This is a genomic window from Amycolatopsis sp. NBC_00348 (assembly GCF_036114655.1).
Classification (GTDB): Bacteria; Actinomycetota; Actinomycetes; order Mycobacteriales; family Pseudonocardiaceae; genus Amycolatopsis.
Genome location: NZ_CP107994.1, coordinates 9382923 through 9407757 on the forward strand (window position 1 = coordinate 9382923; position 24835 = coordinate 9407757).

At 72.4% G+C, this 24835-nt stretch carries 26 protein-coding genes; 12 read left to right on the forward strand and 14 right to left on the reverse strand.

All coding sequences use genetic code 11. From position 1 onward, the window contains the following. Nucleotides 1-26 precede the first annotated feature (26 nt). The gene (locus OHS58_RS42310) at nt 27-794 is read right to left on the reverse strand and encodes an NAD(P)H-dependent oxidoreductase (protein ID WP_328646028.1); all 768 of its coding nucleotides are present in this window, start codon (nt 792-794) and stop codon (nt 27-29) included. 71 nt (nt 795-865) lie between these two features. On the opposite strand from OHS58_RS42310, the gene OHS58_RS42315 reads away from it, so the two are divergent. Both OHS58_RS42315 and OHS58_RS42320 read left to right on the forward strand, forming a co-directional pair. Continuing rightward, a complete protein-coding gene (locus OHS58_RS42315; RefSeq protein WP_326946225.1) occupies nt 866-1864 on the forward strand; it encodes a GlxA family transcriptional regulator in 999 nt (332 codons plus the stop codon). 66 nt (nt 1865-1930) lie between these two features. Continuing rightward, nucleotides 1931-2140: a hypothetical protein gene (locus tag OHS58_RS42320; RefSeq protein WP_328646029.1), complete on the forward strand. Its 210-nt coding sequence runs from the start codon at nt 1931-1933 to the stop codon at nt 2138-2140. A gap of 9 nt (nt 2141-2149) precedes the next feature. On the opposite strand, the gene OHS58_RS42325 is transcribed toward OHS58_RS42320, so the two are convergent. After that, nucleotides 2150-3037, reverse strand: a complete 888-nt coding sequence (locus OHS58_RS42325; protein ID WP_328646030.1) for a sigma-70 family RNA polymerase sigma factor — start codon at nt 3035-3037, stop codon at nt 2150-2152. Between the two features lie 64 nt (nt 3038-3101). Here OHS58_RS42325 and OHS58_RS42330 point away from each other — a divergent pair, with 64 nt between their 5' ends. Beyond that, the gene (locus OHS58_RS42330; protein ID WP_328646031.1) at nt 3102-4127 is read left to right on the forward strand and encodes an alkene reductase; all 1026 of its coding nucleotides are present in this window, start codon (nt 3102-3104) and stop codon (nt 4125-4127) included. Here the strand turns inward: OHS58_RS42330 and OHS58_RS42335 are convergent, their stop codons facing one another. After that, nucleotides 4128-4466 (reverse strand): VOC family protein, encoded by a 339-nt coding sequence (locus OHS58_RS42335; protein WP_328646032.1) that lies wholly within the window; start codon nt 4464-4466, stop codon nt 4128-4130. It abuts the gene before it with no gap. Nucleotides 4467-4570: 104 nt separating this feature from the next. Between OHS58_RS42335 and OHS58_RS42340 the strand changes: the two genes are divergently transcribed. Then, nucleotides 4571-4999 carry a hypothetical protein gene (locus tag OHS58_RS42340; RefSeq protein ID WP_328646033.1) on the forward strand — a complete coding sequence of 143 codons (429 nt, stop codon included), beginning with the start codon at nt 4571-4573 and terminating at the stop codon, nt 4997-4999. A 1-nt stretch (nt 5000) separates the two neighbouring features. Here OHS58_RS42340 and OHS58_RS42345 read toward each other — a convergent pair whose 3' ends face one another. Then, complete coding sequence (locus OHS58_RS42345) at nt 5001-6074, reverse strand: C40 family peptidase (RefSeq protein ID WP_247060899.1); 1074 nt, start codon at nt 6072-6074, stop codon at nt 5001-5003. Between the two features lie 81 nt (nt 6075-6155). Between OHS58_RS42345 and OHS58_RS42350 the strand changes: the two genes are divergently transcribed. From OHS58_RS42350 to OHS58_RS42370, 5 genes are all read left to right on the forward strand, one after another. Then, nucleotides 6156-6956 (forward strand): biotin--[acetyl-CoA-carboxylase] ligase, encoded by an 801-nt coding sequence (locus OHS58_RS42350; protein ID WP_328646034.1) that lies wholly within the window; start codon nt 6156-6158, stop codon nt 6954-6956. 85 nt (nt 6957-7041) lie between these two features. After that, nucleotides 7042-7608, forward strand: a complete 567-nt coding sequence (locus tag OHS58_RS42355) for a PH domain-containing protein (protein ID WP_247060903.1) — start codon at nt 7042-7044, stop codon at nt 7606-7608. Continuing rightward, complete coding sequence (locus tag OHS58_RS42360; protein WP_328646035.1) at nt 7608-8537, forward strand: hydroxymethylglutaryl-CoA lyase; 930 nt, start codon at nt 7608-7610, stop codon at nt 8535-8537. The genes OHS58_RS42355 and OHS58_RS42360 overlap by 1 nt, the downstream gene beginning before the upstream one ends. Before the next feature lie 104 nt (nt 8538-8641). Continuing rightward, nucleotides 8642-9607, forward strand: coding sequence for a TNT domain-containing protein (locus OHS58_RS42365; protein WP_442792258.1), 966 nt, complete (start codon nt 8642-8644; stop codon nt 9605-9607). Next, nucleotides 9604-9864: a hypothetical protein gene (locus tag OHS58_RS42370; protein WP_247060908.1), complete on the forward strand. Its 261-nt coding sequence runs from the start codon at nt 9604-9606 to the stop codon at nt 9862-9864. The genes OHS58_RS42365 and OHS58_RS42370 overlap by 4 nt, the downstream gene beginning before the upstream one ends. 63 nt (nt 9865-9927) lie before the next feature. Here the strand turns inward: OHS58_RS42370 and OHS58_RS42375 are convergent, their stop codons facing one another. Together OHS58_RS42375 and hisN are read right to left on the reverse strand one after the other, a co-directional pair. Then, nucleotides 9928-13176 carry a GH92 family glycosyl hydrolase gene (locus OHS58_RS42375; RefSeq protein ID WP_328646036.1) on the reverse strand — a complete coding sequence of 1083 codons (3249 nt, stop codon included), beginning with the start codon at nt 13174-13176 and terminating at the stop codon, nt 9928-9930. A gap of 138 nt (nt 13177-13314) precedes the next feature. Beyond that, nucleotides 13315-14100 carry a histidinol-phosphatase gene (hisN, locus tag OHS58_RS42380; protein ID WP_328646037.1) on the reverse strand — a complete coding sequence of 262 codons (786 nt, stop codon included), beginning with the start codon at nt 14098-14100 and terminating at the stop codon, nt 13315-13317. Nucleotides 14101-14142: 42 nt separating this feature from the next. Between hisN and OHS58_RS42385 the strand changes: the two genes are divergently transcribed. Further along, complete coding sequence (locus OHS58_RS42385) at nt 14143-14838, forward strand: response regulator transcription factor (RefSeq protein ID WP_247063947.1); 696 nt, start codon at nt 14143-14145, stop codon at nt 14836-14838. A gap of 3 nt (nt 14839-14841) precedes the next feature. Beyond that, nucleotides 14842-16125, forward strand: coding sequence for an ATP-binding protein (locus OHS58_RS42390; protein WP_326955908.1), 1284 nt, complete (start codon nt 14842-14844; stop codon nt 16123-16125). On the opposite strand, the gene OHS58_RS42395 is transcribed toward OHS58_RS42390, so the two are convergent. From OHS58_RS42395 to OHS58_RS42430, 8 genes are all read right to left on the reverse strand, one after another. Further along, on the reverse strand, nt 16122-16526 hold the full coding sequence (locus tag OHS58_RS42395; protein WP_328646038.1) for a Pvc16 family protein: 405 nt from the start codon (nt 16524-16526) through the stop codon (nt 16122-16124). The genes OHS58_RS42390 and OHS58_RS42395 overlap by 4 nt on opposite strands. Nucleotides 16527-16529: 3 nt before the next feature. Continuing rightward, the gene (locus OHS58_RS42400; protein WP_326946238.1) at nt 16530-17162 is read right to left on the reverse strand and encodes a response regulator transcription factor; all 633 of its coding nucleotides are present in this window, start codon (nt 17160-17162) and stop codon (nt 16530-16532) included. Nucleotides 17163-17255: 93 nt separating this feature from the next. After that, complete coding sequence (locus OHS58_RS42405; RefSeq protein ID WP_328646039.1) at nt 17256-17906, reverse strand: response regulator transcription factor; 651 nt, start codon at nt 17904-17906, stop codon at nt 17256-17258. A gap of 19 nt (nt 17907-17925) precedes the next feature. After that, nucleotides 17926-18774 (reverse strand): NAD(P)H-binding protein, encoded by an 849-nt coding sequence (locus OHS58_RS42410; protein ID WP_328646040.1) that lies wholly within the window; start codon nt 18772-18774, stop codon nt 17926-17928. Beyond that, the gene (locus OHS58_RS42415) at nt 18771-20129 is read right to left on the reverse strand and encodes an MFS transporter (protein WP_442875499.1); all 1359 of its coding nucleotides are present in this window, start codon (nt 20127-20129) and stop codon (nt 18771-18773) included. The genes OHS58_RS42410 and OHS58_RS42415 overlap by 4 nt, the downstream gene beginning before the upstream one ends. 239 nt (nt 20130-20368) lie before the next feature. Then, nucleotides 20369-20896, reverse strand: a complete 528-nt coding sequence (locus OHS58_RS42420) for a GtrA family protein (RefSeq protein ID WP_247060924.1) — start codon at nt 20894-20896, stop codon at nt 20369-20371. A 38-nt stretch (nt 20897-20934) separates the two neighbouring features. Continuing rightward, a complete protein-coding gene (locus OHS58_RS42425; protein ID WP_326955903.1) occupies nt 20935-21444 on the reverse strand; it encodes a GtrA family protein in 510 nt (169 codons plus the stop codon). A gap of 10 nt (nt 21445-21454) precedes the next feature. Beyond that, entirely contained in the window at nt 21455-23689 is a 2235-nt protein-coding gene (locus OHS58_RS42430; protein ID WP_328646041.1) for a sigma-70 family RNA polymerase sigma factor, read from the reverse strand. Between the two features lie 268 nt (nt 23690-23957). Between OHS58_RS42430 and OHS58_RS42435 the strand changes: the two genes are divergently transcribed. Then, nucleotides 23958-24806: a GGDEF domain-containing protein gene (locus OHS58_RS42435; RefSeq protein WP_326946243.1), complete on the forward strand. Its 849-nt coding sequence runs from the start codon at nt 23958-23960 to the stop codon at nt 24804-24806. Nucleotides 24807-24835: the final 29 nt, after the last annotated feature.

Genomic DNA, 24835 nt, shown 5'->3' on the forward strand with positions numbered 1-24835 from the left:
GCCCTGAGGGTGCCCCTCACGGCACGTCAGCCGAGGTGGATGGCGAGGCCGGTGCCGCCGGGCGCGTGGGCGGGGCGGAGGACGAGGTCGTCGTCGTAGTCGCCGCCGTTCTGGGTGCGGAACCCCAGTGGCCCCGCGGTGTCCAAAGTGGACAGTCGCGTGCGCAGCAGGTCTTGGGACTCGGCGAACTCCTCCGGCGACACGCGGTCCGCGCCGTACACCGCGACCGGGGGCAGGACCGACATTCCCGCGTAGAACAGCGTCCCGTGGTGCAGCGGGAACAGGATGTCGTTCAGCGGACCGTTGATCCCGCGCGGGCCGAGGGCGGGTTCGCGGGCGCCCGCGCTCAGGACCACCATCGCGCGTTTGCCCGCGAGCTTGCCTTCGCCGTAGCGGAGCGTACGGCCGTCGTCGGCGCGGACGCCGTAGCCGAAACCCTTCACGAACACCCGGTCGAACCAGCCCTTGAGGATCGCCGGCATGCCGTACCACCACAACGGGAACTGCACGACGACTGCGTCCGCCCAGGCCAGCTTCTCGTGCTCGGCCACGATGTCCGCGCTCAGCTCACCGCCGGCGTACGCGCGAGCGGACGTCGCCCCGACGACCAGCCGCTCGTCCCCGGCCACAGTGCCGAAGTCGGCCGCGTCGACGACCGGATTCCACTTCATCGCGTACAGGTCCGACTCCCGGACGTCGTGACCTAGCTCCCGCAGCGTCCGTAATCCGTCGTCGCGGAGGGCCCCGCCCAGCGAGCGCGGCTCGGGATGCGCGAATACCCACAAGACGTTCATGACCTCGATCATCACGCCGCCGGCGGACGCGATCGAGTGGCCCGATGGCCAACCTGTGCAAGAATCGAGCCATGGCCGAATTCGTGCACCCTGACCGCCACCACGTGGCCGTGCTGGTCCGGCACGGCATGCTCGTGATGGAGCTCGGCATCGTCCACCGCCTGTTCGGGCAGGCCCGCTCTGCGTCGGGCGAGCCCCTGTACGAGGTCGTGACCTGCGCACTCGAGCCGGGACTCGTCCGCACCGACTCCGACTTCACCATCCCGGTCGACCGCGGCCCGGAGGTCATCGCCGAGGCCGACACGGTGATCGTCCCGGCGTCCCGCGCCGAGTACGAGCCCATGGCGCGGGTGCTGACGCCGGCCCTCAAGGCCGCGCTGGAGCTGATCCCGGCGGGCGCGCGGATCGCGTCGATCTGCACGGGCGCGTTCGTGCTCGCCGCGGCCGGCCTGCTCGACGGCCGCCCGGCCACCACGCACTGGCGCTCCGCCGAGGAGCTCCAGGAGCGGTTCCCCGAGGTCCGGGTCGACCCGTGCGTGCTCTACACCGAGGACGGCAACGTGCTGACGTCCGCCGGGGTCGCCTCCGGGATCGACCTGGTGCTGCACATGATCCGCCGCGACCACGGCGCGGCGGTCGCCAACGAGGTCGCGCGCGGCACGGTCGTGTCCCCGCACCGCGAAGGCGGCCAGGCCCAGTTCGTCCGGCGGCCGGTGCCCGAGCCGCGGACGTCGTCGACCAAGGCCGCCCGCGCATGGGCGCTGGAGAACCTGCACCGGCCGCTGACGCTGCGCGAGCTCGCCGCCCGCGAGGCCATGAGCACCCGCACGTTCACCCGCCGCTTCCGCGAAGAGGTCGGCATCTCGGCGCTGCAATGGCTTACGCAGCAACGGGTCGAGCGCGCCCGCCAGCTCCTGGAGGAGTCGGACCTGCCGGTCGACCGCGTCGCGGCCGAAGCCGGCTTCGGCACGGCGGCGTCCCTGCGCCAGCACTTCCAGGCCGCGCTCGGCGTGTCACCGAGCGCTTACCGCGTCACGTTCCGCGGCGAACTGGCCGCGCAGGCCGGCTGAATCCCGCTGGCGTGGCCGGCATGGCTCGACGGCGCGTGGCGGCTGGTCGTCTCCCCGGACCTGGACGTGCCGCACCTGCGCGGATTGCCGTACGCGCGGCATAACCTCGTGCTCGACCTCGCCGCGCTGAACAAGCACGAGATGATCCTTTGGGACGTCTGGGGCGTGATCGACGACGCCGACGCCGAACTCAGCGCGGACGAGCTGCTCGCCGACCCGGACGTCGAGCAGCTGCGGTGGTCTTCGAAGCCGACGACGTCCGTGTGCCGCCGGTGATCCGCTCGGTCATCCCGCCGGGGCCGGTTCCGGTCGAGGTGGTGCTGCGGTGACCAAGGTGATCCGCAGGGCAGCCAGCCGCGCCGGGTCGGCGATCACGTCGTAGCCGGCCACCCGCTCTCCCTCGATCGTCACCAGCAACGCGAGCGTCAGCCGGCCGCGCGGGGCCACGACCACGCCGACGAAGCCGTCGATCAACGCCGGTTCCGCGAAGTGCGCCCGCTTGCCGAACACCTGCGTCTCGTCCGCCACCGCGCGGGCGCCGCGGACTTCGAGGGACGCGCCGACCGGCAACGCGGCCGCGTCGGCACGGCGGACGACGTCCGGGGCCAGCACCGTGAGCAGCTCGTCGAGGTCGCCGCCGCGGGCCGCGGTCAGGAAGGCGTCGACGACCCGGCGGTGCCGGGCGAGGTCGGTGGCGGGCAGGGGAGACGTGCCCCGGACGCGGTGCCGCGCGCGGCTGGCGAGCTTCTTCGCCGCCACCGGCGTGCGGTCCAGCACCGGCGCGATCCGGTCGAACGGCACCGCGAACAGGTCGTGCAGCACGAACGCGACCCGTTCGGCGGGGCCCAGCGCGTCGAGCACCACGAGCAGCGCGCGGCCCACCGAGTCGGCCAGCTCCACCTCACCCGCCGGGTCGGCGTCGGCGGCCGGCTCGGGCAGCAGCTCGACCGGGTCCTCCCGGCGCGCCTTCCGCGAGCGCAAGGCGTCGAGGCAGACACGGGCGACGACCGTGGTCAGCCAGGCCGCGACGTTGTCGACGCCGCGCGCCCGGCTCAGCCGCAGCCACGCCTCCTGGACCGCGTCGTCCGCCTCGGTCGCCGAGCCCAGCATCCGGTGCGCCAGCCCGCGCAGCCTGCCGCGCTCGGCCTCGAACCGTTCCGCCAGCTCGTCCATCGGTCACCTTCCGCTCGCCTCAGCCGTCGCTCTCCTGACGAATCCCCGCGACCCGAGGTGACCGATGAGCTTGCTGACCCCGGCCGACCTGGGCGACTGGCGCCTGCCGAACCGCGTGGTGCTGGCGCCGACGACCCGCGCCCGCGGCCGCGTGCCCACGGACTTGCACGCCGAGTACTACGCGCAGCGTGCGGGCGCCGGGCTCGTCATCACCGAGGGGACCTGGGTGAGCGACCGGGCCGTCGGCTTCCCGGACGTGCCCGGGGTGCATACCGAGGAGCAGGTCGCCGGGTGGCGGCGGGTCACGGACGTCGTGCACGCGCTCGGCGGCCGGATCGTGCTGCAGCTGTGGCACACCGGCGCGGTGTCGCACGCGGAGTTCCTCGGCGCGCGGCCGGCGGGGCCGTCCGCGGTCGATCCGGCGGAGTCCGTGCACACGCCCAGCGGCCGGCGGCCCACGGTGACGCCGCGCGAGATGAGCGCCGGCGAGATCGAGCGGACCGTCGAGGACTACCGGACGGCGGCCGTGAACGCCCGGCGCGCCGGGTTCGACGGCGTCGAGGTCGCCGCGCACGGCGTCTACCTGCTCGCGCAGTTCCTGCACCCGCGGCTGAACCGGCGCCGCGACGCGTACGGCGGTTCGGCGCGGGCCCGGCGGAAGCTGGTGCTGGACGTCGTCGACGCCGTGGCCGGCGCCGGGATCGCCGTGGGCGTGCGGCTCGCGCCGTACTGGACCGGCGGACTGTTCACTGTGGACGATGGCGTCCGGGCCGACCTCGACGAGCTGGTCCGCGAACTGGGCTCGCTCGCCTACCTGCACCTGCGCGGGCCGGACACGGGACCGGACTTCGCCGCCTTCGCGCGTTACCGGCGGCTGTTCGACGGACCGCTGATCGTCAACAACGGCTTCGACCGGGACTCGGGAAACGCCGTCGTCGAGGCCGGGATCGCCGACGCCGTCTCGTATGCCCGGCACTTCGTCGCGAACCCGGACCTGGTGACGCGGTTCGCGCTCGGCCGCGACCTCGCCGCCGGCGACCCGGCGACGTACTACGGCGGCGGGGTCGACGGATACCTGGGCCACGGCTGATCACTCCTCGGGACACCAGAGGGCCAGCTCGTTCCCGCCCGGCTCGCGGAAGTGGAACCGCCGCCCGCCGGGGAAACCGAACGGCTCGACCGTGACCACCCCACCGGCGGCCTCGACGGCGGTGCGGGCGGCCGCGAGGTCGTCCGTGCGGATCGTGACGAGGGGCGCGGGGGCTTGCGCGGCCGTGTCGGCCTGGAACCCGAAGGTGATCCCGGCCGCGCGGACGTCCGCGTACTCCGGGCCGTACGGCGTGACCGCCCACCCGAACGCGTGCTCGAAGAACCGGCCCGACGCCGCGGACGACGTGGACGGGAACTCGACGAAGTCGACTTCGTACATGCCGCCGACGCTAGCGGCGACCACCGACAAAATCGGCCGGATGGCCATTCGTCCACGACCGGACGACCGATGTGACGGGTGCGCCGGCCCGCGAAGCTCGTCCCATGAACACGAGCACGAAGATGATCGGCGTCGGCGCGGCACTGGTGGTCACCCTGACCGGGTGCGGTCTCGAGGAAGGCATCGACGAGAACGCGAACGGGCACGTCAAGACCGTCGGCTACGACAGTGGCGCGGACGGCAAGAAGAACCAGGACGCGCGGCTGCCGGGCTGGGTGCCGGACCAGGCGAAGGGGGTCACCGAGGTCATCCGGACCACGGGATCCGAGCGGCTCCTGAAGTTCACGACCGCGGCACTGCCGCCGACCTGCGTGCTGGGCGCGCCCACGAAGACGGCGGCCACGCTGACCGCCGACTGGTGGCCGCGCGGCGCGGAGACCCGGACCGACCGGATCTGCGAGGACTGGCACGTCTTCGCCGCCGACGGCGCGGTGTTCGCCTACAAGCCGGAGACGATCGAGCAGAAGCCGTGACTCAGGCGGGGCGGCCCGCGCCCGCGTAGTCGTCGCCCTTCGAGTGGTACGTGTGGATCTGGATGGCCTGGCCCTCGGTCGGCGCGTTGATCATCAGGCCGTTGCCCAGGTACAGGCCGACGTGGTGGATGCGGGTCGCCGGGCTGCCGTAGAACACCAGGTCGCCCAGGCGCGGCTCCTGTGACGGCGGGACCGCCGGGATCGCGCGGAACTGGCTGTCCGCCGTGCGCGGCAGCGCGACGCCCGCGCTGTCGTACGACGCCTTCGTCAGGCCCGAGCAGTCGAAGCCGGCCGCGCCCGCGTCCGGGCCGTTGCCGCCCCAGACGTACGGGAGGCCGAGCTGGCCGAGGGCGAACCGGGCCGCCTGGACCGACGGGGTGCCCGCGCGGGCCGGGTCGAGCGAGAGCGTCGCGTACAGCTGGGCCGTGCCGAGCACGCGCTGGCGGAACAGCTCCGCCTCGCCGCCCGGGTGGTAGCTCGCGATCGCCTTCCACCAGCCCGCGCCGGCGCCGAGGTCGGTGCCGCCCGCGCAGAGCGACCGGCCGGCCGCGACCGACGCCGAGCTGGGGTCGTCCGCGGCAGGCTTCGCGACGCCCGGGATGCTCGCGCCGTACTTCTTGAACTGCGCCGCCGACAGCCCGAGCAGGCTCCCGCCGCCGCGGCCGTGGTTCGACGCGGCCGAGCCGACGCCGGCGAGCGTGACCCACGACAGGTGGCACGACGGGTCTTCGCCGCGCAGCGCCAGCTCGCCGTTGGCGTAGCCGATGAGCGCGTTCGCGGGGATGTCGAGGGGGCCGGCCAGCTGGTCGGCCCACTGCTGCAGCGGGGTCTTGCCGCCCGCGCCGGACGCGCCCTGACCCGGCTCCTGGGCCTTCACCGGTGCGCTCACTTCGAGGACCGACGGGCCCGACGCCGCGCCGGCGGCCGTCGGCAGCGGCGGTGCGGCGGCCGGTGCGGGCTCCGGGGTGCGGTCCGCCAGCAGCCAGCCCGCCGTGACCAGCCCGGCGACGAGCGGGAGCGCGACGAGGCCGCGCAGGGCCGCACCACGAGCCCAGGAAGTCGGCTTGGTCGTCACGGGGTCCAACTTAGAAGAGCGCACCTCTGTGTGAACGAGCGAGCGGCTTGCACGTTAGGGGGACTCCCATATGGTGGGCACATGCCTGAGATCGACGCCGCCCGCCTGAGCGCGGCGCTCAAGGACCGCTACGCGAAGATCGACGTCGTCGACACGACCGGGTCCACCAACGCCGACCTGCGCAAAGCCGTCGACGACGGCGCCGCGGACCGGACCGTGCTGCTGGCCGAGACGCAGACCGCGGGGGTCGGCAGGCGCGCCAGGACCTGGAGTTCGCCGAAGGGCGCGGGGCTGTACCTGAGCGTCGCGCTGCGGCCCTCCGGCGTGTCGTTCCCGGCGCTCGGGTCACTGTCCGTCGTCGCCGGGCTGGCCGTTCGCGCGGCCGCCGCCGGTCTCGGCGTCGACGCCGTGCTGAAGTGGCCGAACGACGTCCTCATCGGCGGCGCGAAGTGCGCCGGCATCCTCGCGGAGGCCGTCGGGGGCACGGACCCGTCGATCGTGCTCGGGATCGGGCTCAACGTCCTGCCGCTCGGCGACGTCCGGCCGGGGCCGGGCGGGCTGCCCGCGACGTCGCTCGCCGAGCACGGCGCCACGACCACCGACCGCACCGACGTCGCCATCGCGCTGCTCACGGAGTTCGACGACCTCGAACGGCGCTGGCGCTACGCGGCGGGCGACCTCACCGAAGCGGGCCTGCTCGGGGACTACCGCGCCCACTGCGCGACCCTCGGCCAGGACGTCGAGGTGCAGCTGCCGGACGGGACGTCCCTCGTCGGCCGCGCCGCCGACATCGACGCCGCGGGGCAGCTCCAGGTCGACATGGCGGGCGGTCAGCGGCACACCGTGTTCGCGGGTGACGTGGTGCACGTCCGCCCGGCCTGAAAGTTTGGGGCGTTGCACGTACCGGCCAGGCGTCTCGCCGGTACGGTGGGACGACACCGCCGCACCGACCTTGGGAGCGTCCGCCGTGGCTTATCCGGACGATTTGCTCAGCGAGCAAGAGCACGTCGTGGTGCACAGTCACCCGCACTTCAAGATGCTGATCTTCCCGACGCTCGCGCTGCTGGTCACCCTGGGCGCGGGCACCTGGCTCGCGATCCTCGCGAGGGACGCCGGCTCGCCGTGGAACACGGTCGGGCTGATCGCCATCGGGGTGGTCGCTCTCGTGCTGGTCGTGTGGCTGTTCCTCACGCCGTTCGTGCGCTGGCGCACCACCCACTTCATCGTGACGACCGACCGCCTCATCGCCCGCGAGGGTGTGCTGAAGCGCACCGGCATCGACATCCCGATGAGCCGCATCAACAGCGTCCAGTTCGAGCACGGCCTGCTCGACCGGGTCTTCGGCTGCGGCACGCTGATCATCGAGTCGGCGTCGCACGAGCCGCTGCGGTTCGAGGACATCCCGCACGTCGAGCGGGTGCACACGGTGATCTACCGCGAGGTCAACGACAACCCGAACGACGACTACCACGCGCCGGCGCCCCAGCAGACCGAGCCGTTGCCGCCGCAACCGCGCGGCGACCGACGACGCTGATGGGCACGCGTGAACTGGGCCTGCCGGAACGGGTCCCCGCCACGGGTGAGTTGCCGGAGCGGGTCACGATCTGGGAGGTCGGCCCGCGGGACGGCCTCCAGAACGAGAAGACGATCGTCCCGGTCGAGGTCAAGCTGGAGTTCCTCGACCGTCTCGCCGCCGCGGGCCTGACGACGCTGGAGGCGACCAGCTTCGTGCACCCGAAGTGGGTGCCGCAGCTGGCCGACGCCGAGCGGCTGCTGGCCGGGCTGGACCGCCGCGACGGCGTCCGCTACCCGGTGCTGGTGCCGAACGAGCGCGGCCTGGACCGCGCGCTCGAAGCCGGCGTCGAGCACATCGCGATCTTCGCGAGCGCGACGGAGACGTTCGCGCGCAAGAACCTCAACTCCTCGCTCGACGAGCAGTTCGCGATGTTCGAGCCGGTGGTCACGCGGGCCCGCGCGGCCGGGCTGGACGTCCGCGGCTACCTGTCGATGTGCTTCGGCGACCCGTGGGAAGGCGTCGTGCCGGCGAAGCAGGTCGCCGACGCGGGCCGCCGGCTGCTGGAGCTGGGCTGCACGCAGCTCTCGCTCGGCGACACCATCGGCGTCGCGACGGCGGGGCAGGTCGAGACGCTGATCGGGTTGTTCGGCGATGTCGGTACTTTGGCCGTGCACTTCCACGACACCTACGGTCAGGCTCTGGCCAACACCCTCGCGGCGCTCCGATGTGGAGTGTCTACTGTGGATTCGTCAGCGGGCGGCCTCGGCGGCTGCCCGTACGCCGAGTCGGCCACCGGCAACCTCGCCACCGAGGACCTCGTGTGGATGCTGGACGGACTCGGCGTCGCCCACGGTGTCGACCTGGCCGCCCTGGTGGCGACCAGTACGTGGATGGCGGGACAGCTCGGCCGCCCGAGCCCGTCCCGGGTGGTCGCCGCGCTGAGCTGACCTCGGTTGACCCGGCTGTGGCGGGGTGCGGTATCAAGGGGGACCGGCAGCGCCGCGGCCGCGTCGAAGAGTTCTGTGCCCGTGGGCACCGACCGAGCCGGAGGATGGGTGTGACCGAGCCTTCCGAGGCGGGCTCCGAGCCGGTCGAGGTCGACCTCGACCCGGACCTGGATACCGGGCCGATCCAGCTGCCCGGCTACGGCCTGACGGACTCGGGCGCGTTCGAAGAGGCGCCGACGCCACCTTCGGGCAGCCCCGCGCCGTGGCCGCACGCGGTGTCGCCGCTGCTGCCGCCGTACCCGCTGCCCCCGGCCCCGCCGGCACCCGCCGGCCCGCCACCGCCGGTCGCGGGCCCACCGATGAGCCCGGGCTCGCCCACGCCGCTGCCGCCGCTCGGCTCGCCGCGCACGGAACGGGAAAGCGTCGTCGCGCTGTTCCTGGTCCACATGTTCCCGATCGGGCACCTGCCGATCGCGATGGACAAGCCCGCGTTGCAGCTGCCGCTGCCCGACGACCCGGACGGCTTCCCGCCCAACGACCACCCGGACGCCCGGCTGATCTTCGACGACCAGGCCCTCACCAACGTCACCGCCGGGTTTCGCCGGTCGCCGACCGCGGCGCCGCTGCCGGTCCCGCGGTACGTCACCGCGGACTACGTGCCGTACGCGCACGCGACGCAGGCCGTGTGGATCCGCCGGTTCGTCCTCGGCGACGGCCCGCTCGGGCCCGAGTACGCCTGGCCGCCGGGTGAGCAGTACCCCGACGGCAGCCTGTACCGCGCGGTGCCGGTGATGGTCCCGGTCGACACCGTGCTCGACCGCTTCGGACCGGCGTACGGGCGCGTTTTCGCCGCCGACGGCACCCCGTTCGGGGAACGCTCGCTGCCACCGGGCACGCGCGACGCCGAGTACCGGCGGTACGTCGTCGTGCGCAAGGTGCCCATGTGGCGCTCGGAATCGGCGCACTGGTTCGGTCAGGTCGGCGGTGGCACCCGGTACCGGGCCCTGCTGGGAGCGGACGAACTCGTCACCCTCGGCTACCTGGCCGAGGCCAAGGGGGAGGACGCATGAACACGCAGTCGATCCAGCGCTGGCTCGGCGTGCTGGGGGTGCCGACCGAGGTCGTCTCGCTCGGCGCCGAGGTCGACAACGCCTGGTGCCTGATGCAGGGCGAAGACGGGGCGTGGGAGGTGTTCTGGCGCGAACAGGGCAACCGCTACGACTGGGCCCGGTTCACCAGCGAACAGGTCGCGTGCCACTACCTCTTCGGCCGGCTGGCCTGGGCGCAGGTCGCCCGCGGCGCCGTCGGCCTGCTGCCGGGCAAGTAGAAGTCCGTGAATGCCACATTGAGGGACACTTGGTCCCTCAATGTGGCATTCACGGCTTTGGGCTCAGGACACGGCGTAGGTGAAGACGTGCGCGGCGCCGGCGCCGGTGGACGTCGGCAGGGTGATGCCGCGGACCTGCTTGGCCGGGTCCAGGGCGATCGGCGCCGTCGCGAACAGGTACGACGTGTACGGCCGCGACAGCCGGAACATGTACCGCGGGAACGCCGAGTTCACGTACGGCACCTGCGCGACGACGGTGTTCCCGAACTGCGGGGTCTCCGTGCCGCCCTGGAGCAGCCACTCCGACAGGCCCAGCGCGCCCTGCTGCGTCGAGCCGTCGGTGTAGGTGACGGTCACGCTGCCCTGCGCGTCACCGCCGGTCGCCGAGCCGAGGAACGACAGCTTCGTCGCGCCCGCCGGAGCCTGGACCGCAAGCGTTTGCCCCGCGGCGATCACGTTGTCCGGTGAGCCGGCCGGGCTCGACGGCCAGGTGAACTCCCGCACCTTCTCGCCCGGCTTGACGCCGCTCTTGGCCAGGCCCTGGGCTGAATAGGCGAACTGGCCGGGGTAGAGGTCGGTCTCGCCGAAGTCGCCGTACTGGACGAACCGGTCGTCCGTGACGCCGACGTTCGTGTTCGCCGCCTGCAGCGTCCCCGGCTTCCCGACGGTCACCGGCAGGTACGACGGCAGCTGCCCGCCGAACTCCACCGGCACGCTCGCGTAGGCGTCCGGCGTCCCGGCCGCGGCGGTGACCTTCACCTGCTGCGACGCCGTGCCGTGAGCGCCCACCGTGAGCGTCCCGCTCGACGGCGTCACGGTGATCCCGGCCGGCGGCCTGGCGTGCCAGGTCAGCTGGCCCGACCCGGTGATGCCCTCCGCCGTCACGGACGCCGCCGTCGCCGCACCACCGGGCGCGACGACGATCCGGCCCGGGCCGACGCGGCCGCGCACCGGCACCTCGCCGTCGCGGAAGGACGGCGGAGCGTCCGAAGCGCCGGAACCCCACGACGTCGGCGACGCGCCGAGCGTGAAGTCCAGCCGGCCGCCGTTCACCGCGAACGACTCCGGCAGCCACGGCTTCGTGCTCGCCTTCCCGTTCACCTTCAGGCTCTTCACGTACTTCACCGAGCTGGACGCGCCGGGCGCGGTGATCGTGAGCCGCTGCCCGGTCGCCCGGGTGAGCGTGATCTTCGGGAACATCGGGCTGGCCAGCACCATCTCGGCGCGCCCGGGCGCCTCCGGGTACATGCCGAGCGCGGCGAAGACGTACCACGCCGACGTCGCGCCGAGGTCGTCGTTGCCGGGCAGGCCGTCCTCCGTCGGCTTGAACAGCAGCTCCGCCGAGCGGCGCACGATGTCCTGCGTCTTCGACGGCGCGCCCGCGTAGGCGTACTCCCACGGCACCTCGAACGACGGCTCGTTCGACATGAACGCGTACGGCGAACTGGCGTCGCTGTTCAGCTTGGTGAAGAAGAAGTCGAGGCGCTTCTTGACGGCGTCGTCGCCGCCCATCGCGTCGAAGAGGCCGCGGACGTTGTACGGCACCATCCACGTGTACTGCGCCGCGTTCCCTTCCTGGTAGCGCATTTCCTGGTACTCCGCGGGATCGAACGGCGACAGGAACTGGCCGTCGCGCATCCGGGTCTGCAGGTAGCCGGTGGCCGGGTTGTAGACGTTCTCCCAGTACTGCGCGCGGGTCATGAACTGCTGGTAGGTGTTCTGCTGGCCGAGCCGCTGCGCCAGCTGCGCGATGCCGAAGTCGGCGGTCGTGTCTTCGAGCATGTCGGAGACGTTGTTCGGGTGGTAGCCCAGTGTCTGGTAGTCGGACAGACCGGGGCGTTCGAGGGCGCGTTCACCGGCCTGCTGGACGCGGGTGGCGCCGGTGACCATCGACTTCAACGCCTGCGCGGCGTCGAAGTCCGTGGCGCCGAAGGCGTACGTGCTGGCGATGATCGAGTGGTACGGGTCGCCGCCCATCACGCCCATGAAGTCGTTGTTCTGCGACCAGCGGTCCCAGACGCCGCCGGCCTGGTTCGCCTGGTTGAGCATGGACTGCGCCATGTCGGCGGCCACGTGCGGCGCGAGCATCGAGAGCAGCTGGACCTCGTCGCGGTAGGTGTCCCAGCCGGAGAAGTTCGCGTACTGCGCGTGGCCCGGTTTCGCGCGGTGGATCGCCTTGTCGAATCCGGGGTAGCGACCGTCCACATCGGAGAAGACGTTCGGCTGCAGGAGGGTGTGGTAGAGCGCGGTGTAGAAGGTGCGCGTGGCCGCGTCCGCGCCGCCTTCGACGGCGATCTGGTTCAGGCGCGCGTTCCAGCTCTGGCGGGCCTTGGCCTTGACGGTGTCGAAGGAGTCCTGGCGCTGCTCGGTCTTCGCGTTGAGCCGCGCGCCGTTGGCGTCCACATAGGACAGTCCGACGCGGACCTGCACCGGCTTGGCCGGGTCGAAGCTCAGGTAGGCACCCGCGCCGCCGTCGGGGGTGACGACCTGCTTGTCCCAGGTGTCCTTGCTCAGGTCGCCGCCGCGGGCGGTGGTCGCACCCGGCGTCACGGCGGCGTTCTGCCAGGTGCCGGACGTCGTGAACGGCTGGTCGAAGGAGGCGGTGAAATAGACCTTGTAGGTGTTGGGGCCGCGGCAGAAGTGCCCGCTCGACACCCAGCCTTCGACGGTCCGCGTGGCCGGGTCGACGGTCACGGACGCGTCGTCGCTGCCCATCGCGGACTGGGCGACGTCGATCAGGAGCGTCGCGGGGGAGTTCTTCGGGAAGGTGAACCGGCCGAGGCCGGAGCGCTGCGTCGCGGTCAGCTCGGTGGTGATGCCGGAGCCGGTGGTGACCTTGTAATAGCCGGGGGACGCGGACTCGTCGGCGTGGCTGAAGGTGGGGAAGTACCGGGTGGCGTCGACGGCGGGCGACGTCGTGATGGTGCCCGCGAACGGCAGGAACGGGATGTCACCGGCCGCGCCGCCGCAGCCGGCGCCGTTGAAGTGGGTGAGGCTGAAGCCGCGGAGCTTGTTCTCTTCCCAGGCGTAACCGCCGTCGCGATCGCGGGCGTAGTACCGGCCCTGCCCGGCGGGCGGCTTGGGCTGCAGGGGCGTGTCGGGGCTCCACTGGACCATGCCGAAGGGGACGTCGGCGCCGGGGAAGGTGTCGCCGGCGTAGGTGTTGGTCTCGGGGGTGTCGCCGGCCTTGGCACCGACGAAGGGATTGACGTAGGCGGCGAGGTCCTCGGCGTGGTCGGGCTCGGCGTAGGCGGGGGTGGCCACGGCTGTGATGAGGGGAACGATCAAAGCCGCGGTGACGACTCTGCGCATGCTCTTCCTCCCGGGGTGAGCGGGTCACCGCAGGGGCTGACAACGTTGTCAGAAAGCAGGGGTGACCCGGCGAGCACTGGGAGTGAATCACCGGCGGTTCAGGCCGGTCAAGAAGTGCCCGCCAAGCGGCCTATCCCGTCAACGCTTGAGGATCCCCAGTACGTCGTCGTGCAGGAGGCCGTTCGTCGAGAGTGCGCTTCCGTTGTCGTAGCGGCCCGCGCCGTCCAGGTCCGAGAAGCGGCCGCCCGCTTCCGTGACGATCACCTGCGCCGCCGCGACGTCCCAGGGGTTCACGATGCACTCGGCGGCGACGTCCATCGCGCCCTCCGCGACCAGGACGTGCTGCCAGAAGTCGCCGAACGCGCGGGACTCCCAGCACGCGTCGAGCAGCTCCAGGTACTTCTCACGCGAGTGGTACTCACGCCACGAGTTCACGTCCGTGGTGGACACGTAGGCGTCCGAAAGGGAGGAAACGCCGGAAACCGACAGCTGCCGGGTCCCGGCAGAGTCCGAAGAGAACGCTCCCGAACCCGTAGCCGCCCACCAGCGGCGGCCCAGCAGGGGCGCGCTGATCAGGCCGACGACCGGATCGCCGTCGACCACCAGGGCGATCAGGGTCGCCCAAACGGGTACACCCCGCAGGAAGTTCTTGGTGCCGTCGATCGGGTCGAGCACCCAGGCCCGGCCGGTCGCGGCCGAGCCGCCGCGCTCCTCGCCGAGCACGGCGTCTTCCGGCCGCTCCGCCGCCAGCACCGCGCGGATCGCGTCTTCGACGGCGGTGTCCGCGTCGGTCACCGGGGTGCGGTCGGGTTTGCGCTCCACCCTCAGGTCCAGGGCGCGGAAACGCGCCGTCGTGATCGCGTCGGCGGCGTCAGCCAGCCGGGTGGCGAGGGCCAGATCATCTCCGTAGCCAGGCACGGTCACGATGGTTTCACGCCTCCCCGCCGTAGAGTTGGCCAGGTGAGCATGGTCCTACTCGCCGAAGACGATCCGGCTATCGCCGAACCGCTCTCCCGCGCCCTCGAACGTGAGGGATACGAGATCCACGTCGTCACCGACGGCCCTTCGGTGCTCGACGCCACCGCCGCCCAGCGCGTCGACCTGCTCGTCCTGGACCTGGGGCTGCCCGGGATGGACGGGCTGGAGGTCTGCCGGCGCCTCCGGGCCAACGGCACCGAGCTGCCCGTCCTGATGCTCACGGCCCGCACGGACGAGGTCGACTTCGTCGTCGGCCTCGACGCGGGGGCCGACGACTACGTCGCCAAGCCGTTCCGGCTGGCCGAGCTGCTCGCCCGGATCCGCGCGCTGCTGCGCCGCCGGGTGCCCGAGGTGCTCGAGGCCGGCGGGGTCCGGATGGACCTCGGCGCCCGGCTCGTGACCGTCGACCTGCACGAGGTGCAGCTGGCGAACAAGGAGTTCGAGCTGCTGCGCGTCCTGATGACCCGCGCCGGGCAGGTCGTCAGCCGCGACGAGATCCTCGCCGAGGTGTGGAACGACCTCGAGTCGAAGACGTCCAAGACGCTCGACATGCACATGTCGTGGCTGCGGCGGAAGCTCGCCATCGCCGCCGACGAGGCCGCCGGGCGCACCAGCAAGACCCACGACGGCGAGCGGCGGATCGCCACGGTCCGCGGCGTCGGCTTCCGCTTCAACGCCGAATAAGCCGTGCGCCGCCGCATCCTGCTGGCCATCCTCCTCGCCGTCGCGGTCACCGCGGCGGTGCTCGGCATCCCGCTGGGCATCGTGGCGAGCTGGCAGATCGAGTCGAGCTACCGCGAGACGCTCGCGGAAAACGCGCGCGCCGCGGCGGCGATCCTCGACACCGAGATCGCGAACGGCCAGGACATCGACCTCGACCAGGTGCGGGCCGCGGTCCCGGTCAACGGCCTGCTGACCGTCCGCGCCAGCAACCAGATCGAGAAGCGCTACGGCAGCGACCCGGGCCCCGACACCGTCACCGAGACGGCCGACCTGGCCCGCGACGGCAAGGTCGAGATCGCCGTCCCGGCCGGCCCGATGCACGAGCGGCAGACGACGGTGACGCTCGTCGTCATCCTGCTGGTGCTGCTGTCGATCACCACCGGCGCGGTGGTGGCGCTGGTGACGGCGCGGCGGCTGGCCAAGCCGCTGCGGCACGTCGCCGAACGCGCGTCCCGGCTCGGCGGCGGCGACTTCCGGCCCGACCCCAGCCGCTACGGCGTCGGCGAGCTCGACATGGTCGCCGAGGCACTGGACGCGTCCGGCACCGCGCTCGCCCAGCTCGTCCAGCGGGAACGGCAGCTGGTCGGGGACGTCTCGCACCAGCTGCGCAGCCGGCTGACGGCGTTGCAGCTGCGGCTCGAACCGCTCACCGTCCACCCGGACGGCGAAGTGGCCGACGAGTCGAAGGCGGCCCAGGAGCAGGCGGACAGGCTCGCCGAGGCGCTCGAAGGGCTGCTGGCGGCCGCGCGCGCCGCGCGTGAGGTCGGCGCCGAACCCGTCGACCTGCCGAACCAGCTGCCCAAGATGGCGCAGGAGTGGCGCGAGCTGCTCCGCTCGGAGGGCCGCAACCTGCGGATGCGCGTCGCCGACGGCCTGATGGCGCGGGCCACGCCCGGGCGCCTGCGCGAGGTCATCGGCGTCCTGCTGGACAACGCGCTGCGCCACGGATCGGGCACGGTGAGCGTGGTCGCCCGCCGCGGCGACGCCGAGGGCACGGTGGTCGTCGAGGTCAGCGACACCGGCTCCGGCGTCCCCGACGAGCTCGCCCCGCACATCTTCGAACGCGGTTTCTCCGGCGGCGGCTCCACCGGCGTCGGGCTGGCGCTGGCCCGGGCCCTGGTCGAGGCCGACGGCGGCCGGCTGGAGCTGTCGAACCGCCGTCCGGCCGTGTTCAGCCTGTTCCTCAAGGTCCCCAAGCCGAGCGACGTCCCCGAGGTGCGCTGGCCCGCCGAGCGCGTCCCGCGTTAACCGATGTCGGCCGTCACGAGCAGGACGAACCCGGCTCGTGCGGGCATGCCGAGGCTCGTCCACAGCTGGGCCGGATCGGTCGCGCCCAGCTCCACCCGCAGCGGCGATTCGGCGCTGAGGACGGCGTTCAGCGCGGCGTCGAGCAGGTCGTGTTCCTCGCGGACCGCCCCGGCCCGCGCGGTGACGAGGTAGGAAAGCGCGCAGCGCCGGGCCGCGCGCTTCCCCTCCCTCTCTTCTTCCGCCCCGACGGCGTCGCGCAGCGCGAAGAGGAACAGCTCCACGCTCCGCACCTGCGACTCCGTCTGCCAGGTCGGTTTCGGCGGATCGAGCCGGATCTGCGTCCCCGCGGGCAGGCAGGGTCGCAGCAGCCGGCACAAGGCGTCGTCGACCTGGGCGATCATGGGTCAGATCAGCCCTTCGCGGAGGGCGTAGGCGACCGCGTGCGACCGGTTGCGCAGCTGGAACCGGTTGGTCACGTCGTGCAGGATGCTCTTCACCGTGCGCTGCGAGTAGCTCAGCCGGTCGGCGATCTCCTGCGTCGAATACCCGGCCGCGACCAGGCGCAGCACCTCCGTCTCGCGGTTGCTCATGCCGCCCGCGGACAGGCCGCGCGGCTCGAGCACCTGGCGCTGCAGGCGGGACACCCGGTTCAGCAGCCGGCCGAGCAGGTCCGGCGGCAGGGCGCCCTCGCCGGCCGCGGCGGCCTTGATCAGCCGGACGAGCACCTCCGGGCCGGCGTCGGCGCGGCGGGCGACCGCGCAGACGCCGTGCTCGACGGCGCCCAGGACCTCGTTGTCGTCGACCTCGCCCGCGACCAGCACGATCCGGGTGAAGCCCTGGTGGTGCAGCGCGGACAGCAGCCGGGTCATCGGCTCGTCGAGCCGGTCGGCGACCAGCAGCGCGACCCCGGCCGACGCCGCCGGGTCCCCGTCCACCACCCGGACGTCGGCACGCGAACGCAGCGCCACGCAGACGCCGTTGTGCAGGATCGGATCGGTGGCACGCACCACCACCGGCGTCCGGTCGGATTCGAACATCGCCCCCCATTCCCCTCGCACGGTGCAGGCCCTCCAGCCTGCCCGCCGGGGTGTCCCGGGCGCATGGGACCGGTGTCCCGATTGTCGCCCGGGTCAGGGGAGCCCGAGGCCGGCTTCGCGGGCCCGGACGATCGCTTCGGCCCGGTCCGCGACGTGCAGCTTGGCGAAGACGTTCGAGATGTGGTTGCGCACCGTTTTCGGGCTCAGGCACAGCATGTTCGCGATGACGCCGTTGTTGTGCCCGGCCGCGATCAGCGAGAGCACTTCGCGCTCGCGCCCGGTCAGCTCCGGGAACACCGGGTCGCTGACCGGCGGCGGCCGGCTGAAGAAGCCGAGGACGCGGTTGGCGATGTCGGGCCCGAAGATCGCCTCGCCGCGCGCCACCGCGCGCACGGCCCGCACGATCTCGTCCGGCTCGGCGTCCTTGAGCAGGTAACCGCGGGCGCCGGCGCGCATCGCCGCGAAGACCGACTCGCTTTCGTCGGCCATCGTCAGCATCAGCACGCCGGCGTCCGGGCGCTCGGCCACGATGTGCCGGGTCGCCTGGATCCCGGACAGGTCGGGCAGGTGCAGGTCCATCACCACGACGTCCGGGCGCAGCGCCGCGGCCGCGCTGATCGCGTTCGCGCCGCTCGCCGCCTCGCCCGCGACCTCGATGTCGGGCTCGTTGGCCAGCAGCGTGCACACGCCGAAGCGGAACAGCGGGTGGTCGTCCACGACGAGGACGCGCAAGCCGCCGGCCACCCGCCTCACCTCCCCGCCGTCACCCCCGGTAATGGTAGGTGAACGCGGCCGCGTTCTCACGCGCCCAGCCGGCGAAGGTCAGCGGCGGCCGGCCGAGCAGCCGCTCGACGGTGCCGAAGACGACGTGCTCGCGATCGGCGGACGCCCGCTTCAGCGCGAAGAAGCCGTCGACGGCTTCGGCGGGCCAGCCGTACATGCGCGTCATGCGTTCGCGGGCCGCGCTTTCCGGCTCTTCGACGTACTCGATCTCGCGGCCGAGCGCGTCCGACAGGATCGCGACCTGCCGTTCAGTGGTAAGCGCCTCGCCGCCGGTGAGTTCGTAGGTCGCGCCTTCGTGGGCGGACGTCGTGAGCGCGAGCGTCGCGACCGCGGCGATGTCCCGGACGTGCACCAGCGCGGACGCCGGGTCGCCTTCGGGCACGTACACGGCGTTCTCCTCGCGAATCGTGCGCAGCCAGGCGAAGCGGTTGTCCATGAACGCGCCGGGCCGCAGGATCGTCCACGCCGGACCGGCTTCGCGCACGGCCTGCTCGGCTTCGGCGTGGGCCAGCGTGATCGGATCCTTCTGTCCGAAGTGGACACCGGTGGTGGACAGCTTGACGAGGTGGGTGGCACCGGCCCGGGCGGCGGCCTGCGCGACCGCCGGTTCGTGGTGGGCCCCTTGGGTCAGCACGAAGACGCGGTCCGCGCCGTCGAGCAGCGCGGGCAGGTCGGCGGTGTCGAGGTCGGCCTGGACGACGTCGGCGCGCGGGTCGATCCGGGCCTTGGCCGGGTCACGCGTCAGCGCGCGGACCGCGGCACCGGCGTCGAGCAGGGCGGGGACGAGGGCGCGGCCGACTTTGCCGGTGGCGCCGAGGACGAAGATCATCGGGGTTTCTCCTGGTGGTGGTCGCGGAGCGGCACGTGCGGGAGCGCGAACGCCGTGACGAGGGCGAGCGCGAGCACGGGCAGCAGGGTGAGGAACACGCCGTGGGAGGCGTGGGCGGGACCGGCGGGCAGGCCGGCGGTGAAGACGGCGCCGAGCGCGACCGGGCCGAGCGTCGAGCCGAGCGCCCGGGCGAGGTTGACGGTCGCGGACACCGCGCCGAGGTCCGCGCGGGGCGCGGTGTTCTGCGTGGCCACGGCGAGGACCTGCATGTTCAGCCCGGCCGCGAGCCCGAAGACGACGAGGCAGCCGAGGACCAGCGCGAGCGGGCTGTGCTCGTCCAGCGTCGTCAGGCCGAGCATCGCGAGCAGGCCGAGCGCCATGCTCAGCCGCGGTGCCCAGCGGTAGTGGCCGGTGCGGGCGATGACCCGACTGGCGACAACGGACGAGACGGCCACGGCGAGCGTCATCGGCACCAGCAGCAGGCCGCCTTCCGTCGGACCCGCGCCGATCTGCAGGAAGACCGCGATGTAGTTGATCGAGCCGAGGAAGGCGAACCCGGCGGGCACGCTCAGCAGGACGGCCACGGTGAACGTCCGGTCGCGGAACAGCCGCAACGGCAGCACGGGGGCTTTCGCGCGCCGTTCGACGACCACGAAGGCGACGGCCGCCGCGATCCCGAGGCTGATCGACCACGGCGTGAGCAGGGTGAGCCCAGTGATCGTCACGCCGAGGAGAGCGACGCCGGCGAAGTCGAACGGCGCCTCGCGACGACGTCTCGGCAGGTCGAGTGGGTACAGCAAGGCGACGGCGACCAGCCCGAGCGGCAGGTTGACCAGGAAGATCGACCGCCACCCGGTCAGGCCGGTGAGCACCCCGCCGACGACCGGACCCGCGAGCGACGCGACGGCGAAGCAGATCGAGAACCACCCGAAGTACTTCGCGCCTTCGCGAGGCGTGAACATCTCGCCGAGCGAAGCGCCGACAGAGACGAAGAGACCACCGGAGCCGGCGCCCTGCAGGACGCGGCCGGCGACCAGCAGGCCGGCCGACGGCGCCAGGCCGCAGGCGAGCGAGCCGAGCAGGAAGAGGGCGAGCGCGCCCAGGAGCACACGTTTGCGCCCGAAGACGTCACCGAGCTTGCCGTAGAGCGGCGCGGTGACGCTCCCGGCGAGCAGGTAGGCGGTGGTGACCCAGGCGTAGGCCCCGGTCCCGCCGAACTCGGCGGCGATCCGCGGCAGCGCGGTGGCGACGACCTGGGCGTCGAGCATCGCGAGGAAAACGGACAGGAACAGCCCGACGAGGGCCGGTTTTTTGACATGTTTCAGTTGGGCGCGCGAAGGCGCGGTTGTGATCAAGGGATGTCCTCGTGAAGAAGGGACGAGAGATGTCCGGACGCGTCGGAAAACGCGTCCCGTCGAGTCGGGAAAAGGCTCCATCGTCACCCGCGGACGGGTGCGACCTCTTCGCGCTCGGAAACCACCTCGAATCGTCCCGCTCGCCCGGCCGAACCCGGACGGCGTCCTCACGAAGGAACACTGACAGAGTTGACTGTAGACAACTACATGTCAGGAGACAAGTACTTTTCGGAGAGCGCTCAGCGCAGGCGGGTCACGTCGCCGTTGTCGCGCCGGCGCTCGCCCAGCTCGTCCGGGAAGACCCACTTCTTGAAGCCCCAGAAGCGGAAGAACATCGCCAGCAGCATGCCGATGATCGACCCGCTCGCGAAGTCCGCGACCTCCATCACCAGCCGCGTCACGTGCGGGACTTCGAGGTCCAGCACGTACCGCGAGACGTACAGCGGGATCAGGTTCACCACGACGGCGACGCCGCTGATCACGAAGAACAGCGCGGCCTCGTGGGTGCGTTCCCGGCCGCCGCGGGTGCGGAACGACCACTCGCGGTTGAGGATGTACGACACGATCGTCGCGACGATGATCGCTATCGCCTTCGCCGTGGTCGGTTTCGACTCCAGCACGCTCAGCTTGAGGAAGTACCAGACGCCGTTGTCGACCACGAACGTCGTGCCGCCCACGATCGCGAACTTCAGCAGCTCCCGGTGCTTGATCAGCACCGAACGCAGTGGCTCCGGCGTGCGCTTGAGCACGGTCTCCACAACGGTCACACGACCCAGTCTAGGAGCACACCGCCGTGACCTGTGGTTCAGGCGGCCTTGCTGCCGTGAATGTCCGGATCCTCCGCGGCTTCGGCGGCCACGGCAACGGTGCGGGCGTCCTCGTCCGGGAAGACCCACTTCTTGAACGCCCACCAGCGGAACACCGTGCCGAGCAGGGTGCCGATGATGATGCCGCTGACGAAGTCGGCCACCTCGACGCCGAACGGCGACAGCTGCGGCGCCTGCAGGTGCAGGACGTACCGCGAGAACCACTGCGGCAGCGCGTTCAGGCCCAGCGCGATCCCGCTGATCAGGAAGAACAGCGCGGCCTCGTGGTGGCGTTCGCGGCCGCCGCGGGTGCGGAACGACCACTCGCGGTTGGCGACGTAGGAAAAGATCGTCGCGACCAGGACGCCGATCATCAGCGCCGTGACCGGGTGGGTCCGCAGCACGGTGAACTTCAAGCCGTAGTTGACGGACATCGTGATCACGAAGCTGATCCCGCCGACAACGGCGAAGCGGAGGAGCTCGCGATGCTTTTTCAGCAGCTCGCGCACCGCGCGGACGCTACCCGGTCAACCAGCCGAAAGCCCTTTCGGGGGTGACCGTCGGCTGCTTGTCGCCCGGTTTGCCGGGAACCGGTGGGGCGCTTGAGGACGTCGACGACGACGGTGGGGTTTTTGTCGGTTCGGGCTCGCTCGTCGCCGGCGGTGTGCTGGACGGGGTGTGCGACGGCTTGGGCTTCGACGGCGTCGTCGTGTCTGACGTAGAAGGCACAGTGGGCGTGGTCGTCGGCGTGGTCGGCGGCCGCGGGTCCTTCCCGCACCAGTGGTGCCAGCAGCCGAAGTCGACGGTCACCGGTCCGGCCGACGCCTTGCCGAGCTGCGCGCCGATCGTGACCTGCCCGTCGTCGGGCCGGCCCTTCAGCCGCGCCCACAGGTTGACGTGCTGGCCGGGCGCCACCGAGCCGGTCGTCGTGCAGCTCGCGCCGTCGGCGGTCGGCGTGCACGGGAAGCCGCGCAGGCTCCACCACTGCCAGAGCGCGTGGTCGAAGGTGACCGTGACCGGCCGGGTCGTCTCGCCGGTGTTGCGGACGCGCACGTAGACCAGCGGGTTGCGGGTCCACGGGAACGCCGAAAGCCCGTCGCCCTGGGCTTCCAGGACCACGGCGTCCGGCGGCTGCTTCACGGTGACCTTGACGCTGACGGCGACGTTGATCTGCACGCCGGCCGTGACCGAGCCGGTCACCGTGCCGCCCGTGGCGTCCTCGTCGGCCTCGAGCCGGAAGTTGAGCGTGGCGCTCTGGCCGGGTTGCAGGCCGGCGCCCGTCTTGCACGTCACCGTGCCCTCACCACCCGGGCAGTTGACCGAGATCGGGGCCGCGTCCTGCGCGAACGCCATCGGCGCGCCGCCACCGCCCGACTCGACCGCGTGCACGCCCGGTGGCAGCTTCAGGGCGGCAACCACCGGCTCGGACACGCTGCCGCCGTCGTTGCGCACGGTGATCGGCAGGCTGACGGGCCCGGCGCCGGGCTGCAATTCGACGCCGTCGGCCGGGGTCGTCGCGGACACCTTCGGCGGGGCCGGCGCGGGCGGCGCCGGTGTGGGAGCCGGCTCCGGAGCGGGGGCGGGCGCGGGCGGCGGCACGACGGGTGCGGGCGGGGGTTCCACCGGCGGCGCGGCGGGCGGCGCCGGCGGGGCGGGGGGAGCGGGTGGCGCGGGCGGGGCCGGTTTCGGCGGTGCGGGCGGCACGACGGGCTGGACGATCGGCGGCGGCACCTGGGCCGCGGCGGGGATGTCCTGCGCCCCGCCCCCGGCCGTCAGCGCGATGACGACGGCCGCGACGACCGCCGTTCCGGACGCGGCGACCCCGGCGAACTGGCGGGGGCCCGCGGCGGCGGCCCCGGCGGCCGCGCCGGCTTTGCCACCGGCGGCCGCGGCCCCGGCGGCGGCCGCACCGGCCGCGGCCGCGGTGGCCGCGCTCGCCTTGGCCGCGCCGATGGTCGCGAGGTAACCCAGCGCGGCGCCGCCGAGGACGATCGGGGCGATGATCGCGCGCAGGCCGCCGTTGACGTCGGCCAGCTCCGCGGCCAGCGCCCGGCAGTTGTCGCACTCGTCGAGGTGGCACTCCACCTGGGCGCGTTCCCGCTTGGACAGCCCGTCGCGCGTCCACGCGCCGAGCCGCTCGGCGCAGGCGCGGCAGCGTTCCTCGGCGTTCTCCTGCAGGTGGACCTGCAGGTACGCCTGCCGCAGGCCCTCACGGGCGCGGTAGGCGAGCGCGGAGACGCCGTTCGCGGTCAGCCCCAGCAGCGGCGCGACCTCGGCCGGGCTCTGCTGCTCGATCTCGGTGTGCCAGAGCACGGCCTGCCAGCGTTCGGGCAGCCGCGCGAACGCCTTCGCGGCCATCGTCCGCTCGAGCCCGGCGACGGCGGTGTCGGAGAACGGGACGGTCAGCGCCTCGGCCGCGGCTCCGCCGACCTCGCTCATGTCCTCGTTGAGGTCGACCCGGCGCTCCTTGCGCGTCCGGTCGTACGCAGTGTGGCGAAGGGCGGTCAGCAGGTACGCCCGGAAGGCGGTATCCGGTCCCTTGCCACCACGGAGCGTGTCCAGCACTTTCGCGAAGGCCTCGGACACCAGGTCGTCGGCCTCGGAGCTCGAGCGGGCCAGCTGACGGGCGAGGTTGTGCGCCGCGCCGGTGTGGCGTTCGTACAGACCGCCGTACGACGCGATCTTCCCGGCGCGGACCTCCGCGATCAGCTCGGCGTCACTCTTTCCGCTGAGATCGGCGGGAATGGTGGACACGGCACTCCTCGGTCGGCTAAGGCCTGGACCTGCCATTACAGGCGGGCCCGGGGCACGAGGCAAGTGTGACTGACCCACCCCGAGCGGTCACGTCGTGGTGGGGTGAAGACACCGACGGCGCAAGAAAATCACCCGGCCTTCGCGAGCTTCGGAGAAAAGCTTCTTAACAAAACTGGTGAGTACGCCGTCACGGGGTACTCCGTCGACCGTCCTCATCGTGAAGCACCGAGCAAGATCGACACGGACCGGACGAAAGGGGCGGTGGCCTGTGGAAGTTCCGGCAACCGGTACGCGTTCCGGCCCCGGTGACGTTCCGTCCACCGCCGAGCGCGACCGCACCCTCCGCGCCCTGCGCGGCCGCTGGCGCACGGCGAGCCTCGCCGCGGGCTGGCGTTTCCCGAGCGACTGGGCGTTGCCCGAGGTCGACGCCGTCTGCGCGGCCGTGCTCAACAAGGGCCGCGTCGAAGCCGCCGAGATCGCGCTGGCCGGGCTGGCCCGGGCCCGTGCGGCGGCGGGCGCGGGACTCGCCGAAACCCTCGCCGACCTGGCCGCGCTGCACGCGGTGCTCGACCACGTCGGTGACGGCTTCGTCTCACCCGACGTCGACGCGACGCCGTCCCGGCTGCTCCGGGTGACGGCGCTGGCCTGGGCGGACGTCGCCACCGACCAGCTCGTGCACACCGAGGTCACCGACCCGCTGACCGGCCTGCCCTCGGCCGCCTACCTGCGGACGCGGCTGGCCGAGCTCTACCAGGCCGCCGCGGCGCGCGAGCGGCCCGCGGCCGAGGAGCACATGCTGCTGGTCGTCTCGCTGGACCTCAGCACCGTCGCCGGTTTCCCGCGGCTGACCGGGATGATCCTGGTCGCGGACGCCCTGCGGGCGGTGTTCGACAGCGGGCAGAGCGTCGCCTCGCTCGGGCCGTCGGTCGTCGCCGCGCTCGTCCAGCGCGACGACAAGGTCGCGTCCCACGGCGTCGCGCTGAGGAGGGCGTTGCACGAACGGTTGTCGGTCGACGCGCAGCTGGCGGACGCCGGTCAGGCGCGCGTCTCGGCGGTGCGCTTGCCGGCCACCCACGAATCGGCCTGCGACCTGCTGGCGCGCCTCGCGAGGGTGTAGAACACCCGGAAAGTCCGGTTCCGCCCGGA

What these genes read in the sequence shown, in the direction of transcription:
- OHS58_RS42310 (WP_328646028.1), bottom strand. Translation starts at nt 794, where the DNA reads ATGAACGTCTTGTGGGTATTCGCGCATCCCGAGCCGCGCTCGCTGGGC.
- OHS58_RS42315 (WP_326946225.1), top strand. Translation starts at nt 866, where the DNA reads ATGGCCGAATTCGTGCACCCTGACCGCCACCACGTGGCCGTGCTGGTC.
- OHS58_RS42325 (WP_328646030.1), bottom strand. Translation starts at nt 3,037, where the DNA reads ATGGACGAGCTGGCGGAACGGTTCGAGGCCGAGCGCGGCAGGCTGCGC.
- OHS58_RS42330 (WP_328646031.1), top strand. Translation starts at nt 3,102, where the DNA reads ATGAGCTTGCTGACCCCGGCCGACCTGGGCGACTGGCGCCTGCCGAAC.
- OHS58_RS42335 (WP_328646032.1), bottom strand. Translation starts at nt 4,466, where the DNA reads ATGTACGAAGTCGACTTCGTCGAGTTCCCGTCCACGTCGTCCGCGGCG.
- OHS58_RS42340 (WP_328646033.1), top strand. Translation starts at nt 4,571, where the DNA reads ATGAACACGAGCACGAAGATGATCGGCGTCGGCGCGGCACTGGTGGTC.
- OHS58_RS42350 (WP_328646034.1), top strand. Translation starts at nt 6,156, where the DNA reads ATGCCTGAGATCGACGCCGCCCGCCTGAGCGCGGCGCTCAAGGACCGC.
- OHS58_RS42360 (WP_328646035.1), top strand. Translation starts at nt 7,608, where the DNA reads ATGGGCACGCGTGAACTGGGCCTGCCGGAACGGGTCCCCGCCACGGGT.
- OHS58_RS42365 (WP_442792258.1), top strand. Translation starts at nt 8,642, where the DNA reads ATGGGTGTGACCGAGCCTTCCGAGGCGGGCTCCGAGCCGGTCGAGGTC.
- OHS58_RS42370 (WP_247060908.1), top strand. Translation starts at nt 9,604, where the DNA reads ATGAACACGCAGTCGATCCAGCGCTGGCTCGGCGTGCTGGGGGTGCCG.
- OHS58_RS42375 (WP_328646036.1), bottom strand. Translation starts at nt 13,176, where the DNA reads ATGCGCAGAGTCGTCACCGCGGCTTTGATCGTTCCCCTCATCACAGCC.
- OHS58_RS42385 (WP_247063947.1), top strand. Translation starts at nt 14,143, where the DNA reads ATGGTCCTACTCGCCGAAGACGATCCGGCTATCGCCGAACCGCTCTCC.
- OHS58_RS42395 (WP_328646038.1), bottom strand. Translation starts at nt 16,526, where the DNA reads ATGATCGCCCAGGTCGACGACGCCTTGTGCCGGCTGCTGCGACCCTGC.
- OHS58_RS42400 (WP_326946238.1), bottom strand. Translation starts at nt 17,162, where the DNA reads ATGTTCGAATCCGACCGGACGCCGGTGGTGGTGCGTGCCACCGATCCG.
- OHS58_RS42410 (WP_328646040.1), bottom strand. Translation starts at nt 18,774, where the DNA reads ATGATCTTCGTCCTCGGCGCCACCGGCAAAGTCGGCCGCGCCCTCGTC.